Origin of the sequence: Pedobacter ginsengiterrae (assembly GCF_039537385.1) — a bacterium.
Classification (GTDB): Bacteria; Bacteroidota; Bacteroidia; order Sphingobacteriales; family Sphingobacteriaceae; genus Pedobacter; species Pedobacter ginsengiterrae.
In genome coordinates this window covers 295,938-310,007 of record NZ_BAABAK010000003.1, presented here as the reverse complement: position 1 = coordinate 310,007, position 14,070 = coordinate 295,938, and the positions used below count along the sequence as shown (strand labels likewise).

General features: G+C 36.8%; 7 protein-coding genes. 5 read left to right on the top strand and 2 right to left on the bottom strand.

Translation table 11 applies throughout. The features are described from left to right. Positions 1 to 3 precede the first annotated feature (3 nt). Positions 4 to 2,286, bottom strand: a complete 2,283-nt coding sequence (locus ABD692_RS03560) for a penicillin acylase family protein (protein ID WP_344764982.1) — start codon at positions 2,284 to 2,286, stop codon at positions 4 to 6. A 337-nt stretch (positions 2,287 to 2,623) separates the two neighbouring features. Between ABD692_RS03560 and ABD692_RS03555 the strand changes: the two genes are divergently transcribed. The 5 genes from ABD692_RS03555 (at position 2,624) to glgB (ending at position 11,696) form a co-directional block, all read left to right on the top strand. Further along, positions 2,624 to 5,557: a TonB-dependent receptor domain-containing protein gene (locus ABD692_RS03555; protein ID WP_344764980.1), complete on the top strand. Its 2,934-nt coding sequence runs from the start codon at positions 2,624 to 2,626 to the stop codon at positions 5,555 to 5,557. Between the two features lie 227 nt (positions 5,558 to 5,784). Further along, positions 5,785 to 6,411 carry a hypothetical protein gene (locus ABD692_RS03550; RefSeq protein ID WP_344764978.1) on the top strand — a complete coding sequence of 209 codons (627 nt, stop codon included), beginning with the start codon at positions 5,785 to 5,787 and terminating at the stop codon, positions 6,409 to 6,411. Positions 6,412 to 6,437: 26 nt separating this feature from the next. Beyond that, positions 6,438 to 7,049 carry a hypothetical protein gene (locus ABD692_RS03545; RefSeq protein WP_344764976.1) on the top strand — a complete coding sequence of 204 codons (612 nt, stop codon included), beginning with the start codon at positions 6,438 to 6,440 and terminating at the stop codon, positions 7,047 to 7,049. A 156-nt stretch (positions 7,050 to 7,205) separates the two neighbouring features. Beyond that, on the top strand, positions 7,206 to 9,668 hold the full coding sequence (locus tag ABD692_RS03540; RefSeq protein ID WP_344764974.1) for a glycoside hydrolase family 31 protein: 2,463 nt from the start codon (positions 7,206 to 7,208) through the stop codon (positions 9,666 to 9,668). 63 nt (positions 9,669 to 9,731) lie between these two features. Further along, positions 9,732 to 11,696, top strand: coding sequence for a 1,4-alpha-glucan branching protein GlgB (gene glgB, locus ABD692_RS03535; RefSeq protein ID WP_344764972.1), 1,965 nt, complete (start codon positions 9,732 to 9,734; stop codon positions 11,694 to 11,696). Positions 11,697 to 11,829: 133 nt separating this feature from the next. Here the strand turns inward: glgB and ABD692_RS03530 are convergent, their stop codons facing one another. Beyond that, on the bottom strand, positions 11,830 to 14,016 hold the full coding sequence (locus ABD692_RS03530) for a TonB-dependent receptor (RefSeq protein WP_344764970.1): 2,187 nt from the start codon (positions 14,014 to 14,016) through the stop codon (positions 11,830 to 11,832). Positions 14,017 to 14,070: the final 54 nt, after the last annotated feature.

Sequence of the window (14,070 nt, the reverse complement as noted above, 5' to 3'; positions counted from 1 at the left end):
TAGCTATTTAGAAATTTTTAAACGAGAGATTATTGTACCCGATTTATCATCAGGAGTTTGCATATAAAACAAATCATAAAGTTTGCCATTTGCCCAGGTATCAACCATATTGTCGTAAAACTTACTTCCTGGATTACCCGATTGTCCGCCAGGGTAAACACCATGACCCTTAGGTGTTTTTCCTAATTCGATAACCATTCTCCATGAAGGCCCATTCGATTCGCTAATGGCATTAATGGTGCTTTTTGCTCCGCCAATTTGTAATACTTTAGAGCCAAAGCCAGGTAGTTTTGCCAAATGAGGCACATTGGTTTGCTTAACATTAGCCCAGTTCCAATCTTTATTAATTGGCCCGAACCTAAGTTCTAAACTATCGCAGCTATATTTGAAAGCTTCGTTAACCAAATCCGACAGCGTTTCTTTCTTTTCTGTTTTAATATTATCGTACCATTTTGCATTTGGTTCTTTTAATATCATTTCAACAGTTCGGTCTCTGGAAGGGTAACGCATCGGGATACCTTTAACCTCGAATTCATCATTCCAGATGTCAAAACTCAAACGCTTTGTCCATATTTCGAAAACACTGGCTGCAATTTCGTTCGCATCGTAACGCTTATTCCATTTCGATACATAAGCTAAAGCTTCCTTTTGTGTCGCATTTAACTGTTCGGTGTTAAGTAATGGCACTAATGCGGGTATAATATTTTGGGCAAGAATGCTGTAATTATCGGTTTGCATTAAACGAATGCTATCTGCAGTTGCTTTATTCATTGCTGCTAAGCGATCGTTAATTCTTTTTCCGCGTTCGTAAGGTGCAAACTCCCAGTTAATATAGTATGGGTAGGTTTTATCTGTAGAAGATTGATTAGCAGAACTTACAAAGCCTCTTGGCGGGTTTTTTACCGTTGGATTTTGAGCTGCGGGAATCCAGCCTTGCCAATCATAAGCTGGATCAGTTCCATCAAGAATAAATTTCCCCTGATCTTTCCATTTTAAAGGAAACTTACCATTCGGTGTAATTGCGATATCGTTATCCACACTGGCAAATACAAAGTTTTGTGCTGGCGCTGTATAAAAGGTTAATGCTTTTCTGTAATCGTTATAATTTTTTCCTCTATTGAGATAATAAAAGGTCATCAGTTCGTTCGATTCATCATGCGCAATCCATCGTAAAGCATCGCCTAAAGGCACATTATCAGCTCTTGAATATTTTGCTTTCTGAAAATAAACAACTGGACCATGATGTGTATAGTAAACCGTATCAATCTCATCTGCGCTGCCACGAATTTTTATGGTTTCTAATCTGGATTTAGTCGGCTTCCATGTGTTGTTATACCAGTATTCTTTATGAGAATTATCTTTAAATTTAATCTGATAAAAATCAAGAACATCGGCAGCAACATTGGTAACCCCCCAAGCGATTTTTTGGTTAAAACCAATAATTACTCCAGGCGCACCAGGTAAAGATACGCCGTAGGTATTTACCCCAGGTGCATGCAATTGTATTTGATACCAGATCGAAGGTAGCGTTAAGTCGAGGTGTGGATCGTTAGCTAAAATAGGGAAACCTGATGCTGTTTTATCTCCAGATAATGCCCAGTTATTACTTCCTATGCCCTCGATTTTCTCTTTAGTTTTAACATCACCAGTTTGTGCTTTTGTAAAGGATTCGGGTGTTTTAGGTGTTGGTAGAGGAGAGAAATCCCATTTTGTTCCAACAGGAATAATCGGGTCTTCACGGAATGGGTAATCAGGAAATAAGTCTTTGGTAATTTCAGGGCCAAATTTTTTCAAGATATTGGTCATGTAAAATTCATCAGAACCCATAGCTAAAACGGCCGACATTTGCTTAAGTAATAAAGCACATTTTACTGGCGACCAGTTCTCAGGCTTGAAATCTAAAATTTTATATTCGATTGGATATTTAGCATGAGAAAGCGTTTTGATGTAAGCATTTATCCCATCGGTGTAAGCTAAAATCATTTCTTTAGCTTTGGGGTCGGCCATCATGCCTTTTAAAGAGTTTTCTGCTCCATAAACCATGCCCATTCTACGTTGGTAACGATCAACTTCTATGGCCTTTTCGCCTACAACTTCACTAATGCGGCCAGCTGCAAAACGAGTTTGAAAATCCATTTGCCAAAGGCGATGCATCGCAGTAACATAACCCTGAGCCAAATAAAGGTCGTGGTCGTTTTTAGCGAAAATATGCGGAATCATTCTGTCGTCAAAAACAATTTCAATTTCATCAATAGCGCCTGCTATTTTTGCTTTATGGTTAAACATAAAATGATTATTCTCGGCATTTTGCCAAAACCCCATAAAAGGGTTCAAGAACTTTAAAAGTGGGGGGGTACTACCAATTTTTGTATTTAATAGAAACGCTAATGCTATTGGGATGAGGATACAAAAAAGAGCCTTAAGTTTATTCATAAAATGGTTAGCTAAATCAACAATGCATAATTTATTTGCAATATTATTTATCTGCAAAATACGACAAAGTAAATGTCAATCAAAATTATAAATTCTAGCAAAATTATTATGCTAACATAATTTGTTTAATTGAAAAAAAGGGTTTAAGTTTAACTAACTAAAAAATTACTCTAACCAAATAATTTATTTTATGAGCAGAATCTTTACACAGATCTTCTATGTGTTTATGCTTGTTTGTGCAACTGGATTTGCCTCACAAGCTCAGAACATAACGGTAAGCGGAACCGTTAAGGATAAACAAACCAAAGAGCCATTAAGTGGAGTAACCGTGATTGTTAAAGGACAATCGGGCGGTACTTCAACAAATTCAGACGGCGCATTTACTTTTACTACTTCTGCCAAAATCCCATTAACCATTTCTGCAAGTTACATCGGTTATGGTGTAGTTGAAAAGCAAGTTACTGGCAATACAGCTAATATTTCAATTGAAATGGAAGCTGCCGTAGTTTTAGGTGGTGATGTTGTTGTTTCGGCGTCAAGAACGCCTGAACGTATTTTGGAATCTCCGGTTTCAATTGAGCGAATGAGTGCAGCTACAATCAAAGATATTGCGGCTCCTTCTTTTTACGATGCGTTAAACAATATGAAGGGTGTGGAAAGCAGCATGCAGAGTTTGACTTTTAAATCAATTAATACGCGTGGTTTCAACTCGAACGGTAATACTCGTTTCAATCAATATATAGATGGTATGGATAACCAGGCACCTGGTTTAAACTTCTCGGTAGGAAATATTGTTGGTATCACGGAACTTGACGTTGATAATGTGGAGTTGTTGCCTGGTGCATCTTCAGCACTTTATGGTGCTGGCGGTATTAATGGTACATTATTAATGACCTCTAAAGATCCTTTTAAATATCCTGGCGCAAGTTTTCAATATAAAACAGGCGTTAATCATGTTAATGATGATAATACATCGACTAAACCCTTTAATCAACTGGATGTAAGATTGGCAAAATCATGGAATAACAAATTTGGTGTGAAAGCCGCGTTTTCATTCTTGCAGGCTAAAGATTGGTTTGCAAATAACTATAGTAACTTCGATCGTATTTCTCGCACGGTTAAACCAGGTGATAGAAACAGTGACACCAATTATGATGGTATTAATAGCTATGGAGATGAGGTTAGCCAAAACATGAGAAACGTTGCTCTAAGTGTTCAGAATGCAACAATTGCGGGTATCAATGCAGGTTCAGGCGGCGCAATACCAAATATTAAAAGCTTAATTGATGGTGCTTTTGGTGCTGCAATTCCTACTGGTCCACAACAAGCTGGATTTTTATCTAGTTTACCTGCGGCATTACGTCCTGCAGTACAAAATTATTTTCCGTTTTATGTTGGTTTAAAAGCAAACTTAATTCCTGATCAAAATGTATCAAGAACGGGCTATAATGAGGAAAACTTAGTTGATTATGATACTAAATCTTTAAAGGTTTCTGGTGCTTTATACTACAATTTTAGCAGTACAATACAGGCTGTTGCACAGGCAAACTGGGGTACTGGTACTTCAGTATATACAGGTTCCGATCGTTATTCTTTGAGAAACTTTAACATTGGTCAATACAAACTTGAATTAAAAGGCGAAGATTTCTCGTTAAAAGCCTATACCACTCAGGAAAGATCGGGCGATTCTTATATCTCTTCTATCTTAGGAAGTTATATAAACGAAGTATCTAAGCCATCAACAACTTGGTTTCCACAATATATTGGCAATTATGTAGGTGCCAGAGCTGCTGGTCAAACAGATGCAGCTGCACACGTATTTGCAAGAGGTGTAGCAAACACAGGTCGTTTTGAGCCAGGAAGCAATGGCTTCGCAACAGCGAAAGATCAGATCATGAACACGACGATTAGTGCAACTTCTATTAACGCTGCTGATCCAACTAAAAGTGTTTACGGTGCTAAATTCGATGATAAATCTAATCTTTATCACTACGAAGGAATGTACAACTTAACGAATGCATTTAATAAAGTTGTCGAGTTCCAGGTTGGTGCCTCTTACCGTATTTATGATTTAAATTCAGCAGGAACTATTTTTGATGATTTAGGCCGTCAGATTGACATTGAAGAATATGGCGCTTTTGCTCAGATTGGTAAAAAACTATTCAACGATAAGGTTAAAATTACTTTTGCAGGCCGGTATGATAAAAGCCAGAATTTTGAAGGTAGGTTTACACCAAGAATAACAGGTGTGTTTACGGTAGCTAAAAACAATAACATTCGGGTCTCGTATCAAACAGGATATCGTAACCCAACAACGCAAAATCAATACATCGATTTATCCGTTGGTGGTGGTTCTCAAAGGTTAATTGGTGGCTTACCAGAAATTATGTTCGGCAAATATAAGCTAGATGCAAACAAGCCATTTACGGATGTTAGTTATCGTGCTTTCTTAGCTTCTGCTGCTACCGGCACTCCAAACCCAGCCTTATTACAGCAGTATACTTTCGATGCGAAAGGTGTTCGCCCAGAAAGCGTTCAATCTTACGAACTTGGTTATAAAGGCTTAATTTTGCCTAATTTACTTATCGATGCTTATGGTTATTTTAATCAATATAAAGATTTTATTACCGCAGTAGATGTTTATCAAAATGTTGGAACTTTAGCAGCGCCTACATTTGTGAAATTCGGTGTTCCAGTAAATGCCCAAGGCAGTGTGAACTCTTATGGTGGTGCCTTAGGTTTAGATTATCTTGTTGGAAAATATAACATCAGCGGTAATGTATCCTACAACCAGATTGGCGATTTGCCAGTAAATTATATTAATGATTTCAATACGCCTAAAATCCGTTACAACCTTGGATTTGGAAATAAAGAAATTGTAAAAAACTTTGGTTTTAATGTTGCTTATCGCTGGCAAGACAGGTTTTATTGGAACTCGTCTTTTGCCTCAGGCGAGGTTCCAGCATACAGTTCTTTGGATGCTCAGGTTAGCTTAAAAATTCCTTCAGTGATGTCGGTTATTAAACTTGGTGGTTCTAATGTACTTAACAAATATTACACAACCTCTTTCGGAAACCCGATGGCAGGTGCAATTTACTATGTGGGGATAACTTTTAATCCATAAGAATATTTCGTTTATGGGAGCCTCCTTACAAAAGTATGGGAGGCTTTTCTGTTTACGGATTTTTTAAAAATCACATTAAATCGAAGGCGGAAAAATCTTTTCCCCAAATGTTGGCAATCTTAAAGCAGGCATTGTTTTTGATTAAGACGAGATTACCTGCAGATCAAGTATATCGATAAAAATGCAGGTGATGACTAAAAAAAATCAGACCATTCAATTAAATCCAAATGAAAAAAACACTTCTCATCCTAGCTATCAGTGCGACCATTGCATCCTGCACCAGTAAAAAAACAGAAAATGCAGAAACTAAACAATTAGATAGTGCAGCAATGACTTCCCAAAAAGAAGAGAAAGAAAGCATAACGGTTCCAGCAGATAGTATTGATTGGGGAAATGTTCCTGAACTTAGAGATATTGGCAAATTCCCATTTTATACGCCAACAGATGATTTAAAAATCATCGATGAGAAAAATGGTCTTTCAGAGTTTTTTGATTATGCTAAGATGGAAAATTATACCGGAAGCGGAATTAATACAACTAAAGGAAAGTTAGGGGTAATGGTTTTTGAAGATAATGGAGATAAAAAGTTTAACCAGCAACTATTTGAAGATATGGTTTATCCTTACTTAGATAAAATCGGAGCAAAAAAAATATTTAATGGTAAATTTCCAAGTGACCAGGCGTTGAGAGCAAAGCTCAACGAAAATATGTGGAACGGAAATAAAAGAACAGTTGGACTTGGGGATGATGAGCCGTTTGCTGTCTACGCATTTATTAATGATAACAAGAAGTATGTTTTGAATATTCAATCTAATTCTGCACAAGGTAAGGTTTTTATCATGGAACTGAAATAAACAGGCTGGTAATAAATAATGGATATATGAGAAATTTATTCTTAACAGCCACATTAGTTGTTTGCAGTCTGTTCGCTTATTCGCAGGAAAATGATTGTGATGACCCAAGTAAACAAGCTTGCTGTCAGGCAGGCAACTCTGCTGTAGTTGCGATTACCCCTTTGGCAGACCTGCAGTGCAAAGATCGCTCAGCGCACCTATATAAAATCTTTCCTAAAATTCCAATCTACAAGGGCTTTTTGTTTAATCAGGTCAACATGTGCGGTGCTGGAAAATCAAGCGGTATTTTAGAGTTCGAATACTGCATTGCAAAAACAAGGCAGCATATGACCGTAACCATTACCGATTGGGCAGATCCATTTTTTAAAACCGATGCAGGCCAGTCACAAGTGAATTTCTTTCAGACCATGTTCCTGGCAGGTACTTCGCCAATCTTAAAAACTTATCCAAGTAAGAATCAAAAATTCAATAAGTCTTTTATTGCTATGCAAGGAAATGAAACCAAGAAATATGTCAGTTTCGAAGGATTAAAGGATAACCGATTTTTAGTGCACATCGTAATTGATGGAGATCGGTTCAAGCTTGCAACAGAGGTTGATACTTTTCTGGCAGATTATATAAACGCTTTTGATTTTTAAAATTGATCGTCAGGTGCCCTGAAAAAACAAAAGAATTGACATTACGTTTTTTCTGATTTGTTACGAGCCTTTTATAAAATATTTGTATTATAGTACTTTCTTATTAAGTGATGCTTAGTTAAGAGAGGGTCGAATTAAATTTTTGAAATTATTAGGATGGAAGAGCAAAACGATAAGCCGCTTGAGACTAGCGAGCTGATTGAAAAAGAACAGGAAATACAGCATTTAAACAATCCTGTTGATATATCTGTAAAACCTATTGTTAAACAATATTTAGGTTCAGTAAAAAAAGTTAAAAAAGAAGGTAACCGTTTTTATTTTTCCGATGGAGATGCAAGAGTTGAAATAAGAGTTGTAAGCGATGAAATTATTCGCGTTCGCCTTGCTCCACATGGCGTTTTTTTAGATGATTTTTCTTACGCCGTACCAGCGGTTGATCAAAAAGTTTCTGTTTTTAAAATGCAGGAGCATGAAGATAGCTATACCGTTTCTACCCATTCGGTTACCTGTAGAGTAGATAAAAACAATTTCCATATTTCATTTTCTGATAACATTACCAATACATTAATGGTTGATGAAGCCAATTCAATGCATTGGGAAGAGAACACTGATTTTGGTGGATATTATATCTACGCAACTAAAAAATGTCAACCAGAAGAAAATTTTTTTGGTTTAGGTGATAAATCCGGAAATTTTAATCTTCGCGGACGCAGATTTGAAAACTGGAATACGGATGCCTATTCTTTTGGATGGAATCAGGATCCTTTATACAGGACTATACCATTCTACATCGGTTTACACGACAAGGCTGCCTATGGCATTTTCTTTGATAATACCTTTAAATCTTATTTCGATTTTGGTGGCGAAGATGTAAGTAAAACAAGTTTCTGGGCCGATGGAGGCGAGTTGCAGTACTATTATATTCATGGACCACACATGATGGATGTTGTTAAACGTTATGCAAGTTTAACGGGTACACATCCTATGCCTCCAAAGTGGACTTTAGGTTATCAACAATGCCGATGGAGCTATTATCCTGAATCGAAAGTAAAGGAAATAGCAAAACAATTCAGAGCCAGAAAAATTCCTTGCGATGCCATTTATCTCGATATCGATTACATGGATGGCTATCGTTGCTTTACCTGGAATAAGAAATATTTTCCAGATCCACGTAGAATGATTAAAGAGCTTTCTGATGATGGGTTTAAAACCGTAGTCATGATTGACCCTGGAATAAAAGTTGATGATGATTACTGGGTTTTCAAAGAAGGAAAAGAGAAAAGATTTTTCTGTCGCCGCAGCGATGATTATTATATGGAAGGGCACGTCTGGCCAGGCCGTTGCCAGTTCCCTGATTTTACCAATCCTAAAGTTCGTACCTGGTGGGGCAACTTGTATAAGGAATTGGTAGATATGGGCGTTGCCGGTTTTTGGAATGATATGAACGAACCTGCCGTATTTGGTTCAGGAACATTCCCTAACGATGTTCGCCATAACTACGATGGGTTCAGGGGATCTCACCGCAAGGCACATAACGTTTATGGCATGCAGATGGTTCGGTCAACCTACGAGGGTTTGAAAAAACTAATGCGAAATAAACGTCCATTTACCATCACTAGAGCAGGTTATTCAGGTATGCAGCGTTATGCCAGTGTTTGGACGGGGGATAATTTAGCTAGTTGGGAGCATTTAAAAATGGGTAATATCCAGTGTCAACGGTTATCCGTTTCTGGTGTGCCTTTTTGCGGTACTGATATTGGTGGCTTTAGCGGCGAACCTGATGGAGAATTATTTACTCGTTGGATTCAGCTAGGGACTTTCTCTCCTTTCATGAGAGCGCACTCCGCAGGTGATACCGCAGAAAGAGAGCCATGGAGTTTTGGGGAATTTTTTGAAGATATTAACCGCAAGTTTATCGAGTTAAGGTATCGCCTAATGCCATACTTATACTCTGTTTTCTGGGAGCACCATCGCTACGGTTTTCCAATATTAAGACCATTGGTAATGCTGGAGCAAGAAAATATCAGCAATCATTTCCGTCAGGATGAATTCTGTTATGGCGACAAATTATTGATCTGTCCAGTGTTAGAGCAAGGTGCAGTATCAAGAAAAGTTTATCTGCCAAAAGGAACCTGGTACAATTTCTGGACGAACGAGGTTCTAGCTGGAGAAAGTGAGCATTTGGTCGAAGCAAAGATAGACAGCATGCCAATGTTCGTTAGAGCAGGTTCAGTAATTCCTGAATATCCTGTTATGCAGTACGTTGATGAGAAAATGATAACTGAAGTAATGCTTAATATCTATTATAGCGATTACGAAGTGAATTCATTTATGTACGAAGATCATGGAGACACTTTTGCTTATGAGCAAGATATTTATCTTGAAAAGAAATTCACGGTAAAAGGTGATGGCCAAACTTTAAAAATTAACCAATTTACCGAAGGTTTATATACACCAAATTACGAGTTTTATGCTTGCAATATTTTAGGTGTAAATTCTCAGGTTAGAAAAATTATGGTTGATGGAAGAGAGGTAACAGACTTTTATACCGACGAGAAATCAGCATTACACTTTAAATGCAATAAAAACTTCAACGAAATACAGATTTTTAGTCTGTAATAAACATAACCCCGAAACTTTAGAAAGCTTTCGGGGTTATATCATATCTAACCTGAATTTACTATGCCCGCAGCTAAAAAAGTATCTGTTAAAAAAGCAGTATTACCTGAGATTGATCAAAGTTTAGCCGTATGGCCCTATAGTTTATTCACTGAATATGATATTGATTTATTTCTTGTAGGAAAACATTTTCGTTTATACGAAAAAATGGGTTCACATCTCCTTACAGTAGAAAATAAAACTGGTGCATATTTTTCTGTTTGGGCACCAAACGCCATTAAGGTAGCGGTTTCTGGCGATTTTAATGATTGGAATACTTCTTCACACGCTTTAAATAAAAGATGGGATAAATCAGGCATTTGGGAAGGTTTTATTCCAAATTTAAAAAAGGGTGATGTTTATAAATATTTTGTAAAAGGTTTTGATGAATCTGAACATTTAAAAGGAGATCCATATGCGGTTAGATGGGAGCATCCCCCGCAAACCGCAAGCATTATTTGGGATACAGATTACAACTGGAAAGATAAACCGTGGTTAAACAAAAGACCAAAGTTAAATGCTTTGGATCAGCCCATTTCTGTTTATGAATTGCATGTGGGCTCTTGGCAAAGAGACCCAAATAATCCAGAGCGGGTATTAAATTGTAGGGAGGTTGCTGCGGCATTAGTACCTTATGTTGTCGAAATGGGTTTTACCCACGTAGAGCTTATGCCTGTAATGGAGTTTCCTTTTTTTCCGAGCTGGGGTTATCAAATTACAGGTTATTTCGGTGCAAGTTCGCGTTACGGCTCTCCCCAGGATTTAATGTATTTAATTGAAGAATTGCACAAGGCAAATGTCGCTGTAATTCTGGATTGGGTACCTTCACATTTCCCTGGCGACAGGCATGGCTTGTATGAATTCGATGGAACGCATTTGTATGAGCACGCAGATATGCGCAAAGGATTTCATCCTGATTGGAAGTCGTATATTTTTAATTATGATAGAAATGAAGTTCGCTCCTTTTTAATTAGTAATGCCCTGTTTTGGCTCGATAAGTACCATGCAGATGGCCTGCGTGTAGATGCCGTGGCTTCGATGCTTTACTTTAACTTTTCCAGAGAAGATGCTGATGCCGCTACAAATGAATATGGAGGAAGTGAAAATTTAGGTGCCATTCAGTTTTTGCAAGATTTAAATGTTGCTGTATATGGTAATTTTGATGGTGTACAAACCATTGCTGAAGAGAGTAGTACTTATCCAGGGGTAACACATCCTGTTTATGCGGGTGGTTTAGGTTTTGGCATGAAATGGATGATGGGCTGGATGAACGATACGCTTAAATATTTCAAGGTAGATACTTTAGCAAGAAAACATCATCATCATAAGCTTAGTTTTAGTATGACTTATGCTTTTACCGAGAATTTTATGCTTCCTTTCTCTCATGATGAAGTTGTGCATGGGAAATCGCCAATGTTGTACAAAATGCCAGGAGATGAATGGCAAAAGTTTGCCAATCTTAGGGCACTTTATGGTTATATGTTTACACATCCTGGTGCAAAGTTGCTATTTATGGGTAACGAATTTGGCGACACAAATGAATGGAACTTTACCCAATCATTAGATTGGCATTTGCTGCAATATGCCCCGCATAAAGGCATGCAGGAAACAGTTAAGGCGTTAAATTTTTTATATAGAAAAGAACCAGCATTATATCATTTTAACTTTAGTTACGAAGGTTTTGAATGGCTTGATGCAGATAATAGCGATGAATCTATATTCGTTTTTATGCGCAAAGGTCCGAAAGCTAAAGATACCTTGGTTATTGCTTTAAACTTTACGCCTGTTGTAAGAGAAAATTATAAAATAGGTGTACCTTTTAAGACCAAGTGGAAAGAGTTATTCAATACTGATGCTAAAGAATTTTATGGCGGAGGAATTAATAATAAAGGCGATATTGTTCCTCATTTGCAGGGTTATAATAATCAGGAATTCTCGATTACTGTTGATTTACCGCCGTTAGCAGTCGTTATTTTCAAGAGCAAATAGATCAAATAAAAAAAGCCTTCCGTTACCAGAAAGCTTTTAATAACCTCGGAGTGGAAGCTTCCGAGGGTGGGCAAAGATACAATTAAGACCCTATCCGAACAAATTTTATTTAAAATAGCTGTAAGTGTTTCATTTACAGCTTTAATTTTACCCCTGCATTAAAAGTTCGACCTTCGGTATGCGTCCAAATATCATCAAAGGTAGGGTTGTTGTGCGGGCCGTTAACTACGCTTTTATATCTACTTTGTCTGGTATCGGTAAAGTTCTCGGCGTTAATAAAAACTGAAATTTTTCCAAATACTTTTTCGGCCATTAAGCCAAATTCCCAGAACGGATTGGTTTGAAAATTATTATACAGATATTGCTTGTCAGTGAAATAGCCTTCTAATCCAATTTTGAAATTTCTTTCTTTTTCGTATAGTAATGCCAGGTTCAATTTGTTTTTAGGTAATAAACGAATGTCTTGAATAACGGGTAAATATTTTGCTTTTGCATTTGTAAAAGTATAGCCTGCAAACAATTTGAAATATTCTCTAAAGATAATTTTTGCATTACTTTCAAAACCTAAGCTATTAACTGGTTGAGATGTATTACTGAAATAGAAAAAATTATTTATATCCTGCAGCAAAATAGTCGAATTTGATATTTTAGTGTAGAAAAACATCTGATTTAAACTTACCAGCCAGTCATCGCCAATGCTGGTTTTATAATTGATATCAGCCGTTCCGCCATAGCTTTTTTCTGATTTTATGTTGTTTAACGGCAGCAAATTTTGGTATTGAAAAGTTTCGGTTTGCTCGGTGAAAAGTGTAGGCGTTTTGTACCCTAAACCACCACCAATTCTCGAACTCCAGTGATCGTTAAATTTATATAATATCGAAACTCTTGGTAAAATGAAGAAATCAGTTTTGCTGTATAAGCTGTTATGAAAATTTGTTAAATCTGTTCTTATACCGCTTTCAAGCTTAAGCTTTTCCGTTGCATCCCAGGTTTGTTGAAAGTACAATCCAGCGGTTTTAGTTATGAAATCTTTTGCTAAAACGGTTTGATTTGCTTCTCTAAAATCATCATAAACTAAATTTGCCCCAAATATTAAACTTTGGGTTTTTAGGTTTTTTAAATAGCTGATATCTGTATAAACATTATAATTATCACCTTTAAAACTATAATTTGGAATACCTATATCACGCTTAAAATAGTTAAAACTTGATTTAACACGGAATAAATCCTTTTCCGCTGATTTTATGCTTAAGTCTACAGTTGAGGTATTTCTTAAGCTGGCATTATTCTCAAAATAAGTATGATTATTATCTGCTCCGTTTTTTATCAAAACAATATCACCACCAGTTCTGTCGCTTTTAGTAAAAGCGTTACCAATAATAAGGGTGGTTTTTTCGTTTGGATAGATAAAGAGTTTAGGATGGATGGTGAAATCCTTTGATTTAGGAAGTTCAGTGAAATCATCTTTATCAACATCGTAAGGTTTCTGAAAATTTGTAAGCGCAAGTAAGCTATAACCAATTTTCTTATTTCTTTTCATCGCAAAAGCACCAATATTGGTTTGCCCAACATTCGATTGGTTTATAATAAAATTGTAATCTGCTTTTTCACGCGGTGTTCTGGAGATGAAATTTACTACACCCGCTATCGCACCAGCGCCATAAAGGGTAGAAGCTGGCCCTTTTATAATTTCTACCTGACTCAAATCTAAAGGTGGGATTTCAAGTATGCTTAATCCACTGGCGAAATTGCCAAAACTTGCATATCCATCTTTTAAGAGTTGCGTATAGCGGCCATCTAAACCTTGTATTCTAATGCTTGCATTGCCGCTTGTTGCCGAAGTTTGCTGTACCGAAATTCCAGTGCTTTCATGCAATATCATCGAAACATTGGCTGGTCGCATATTGCTTTTTTCATCAATTTCTTCCAGTTCAATAGTTTCTACGCGTGTAGGTGTGTTTTGAATACTTCTACTGGTTCTGGTTGAAGAGATGATCACCTCTTCAAGCTCATCTTCGGATTGCTCAAGCAAAATTTCCATTGGATTTTGCTGATCAACAGGGAAACTTATAGTAATGTTTTTCTCCTCAAAACCAATATGATTTACCTTGAAAACTTGTTTCCCATCTGGAATGTTATTGAAGGTGGCTAAGCCCTCATCGTTGGTAACATTTTTAAGCTTTGTGTTATTAAGGGTAATTGTTGCGCCTTGTAAAACTGATTTATTATAGGCCGCTTTTACAGTAAATTTAAAACTGTTTTGCGCATAGGTAGTTGTTATGCACAGCATGGCACATAACAACAAATATATTTTTTGCATTTTTTTTATTGAATTGAATGAATAATATCGACTGATAGGCCGATTTAAAATTTA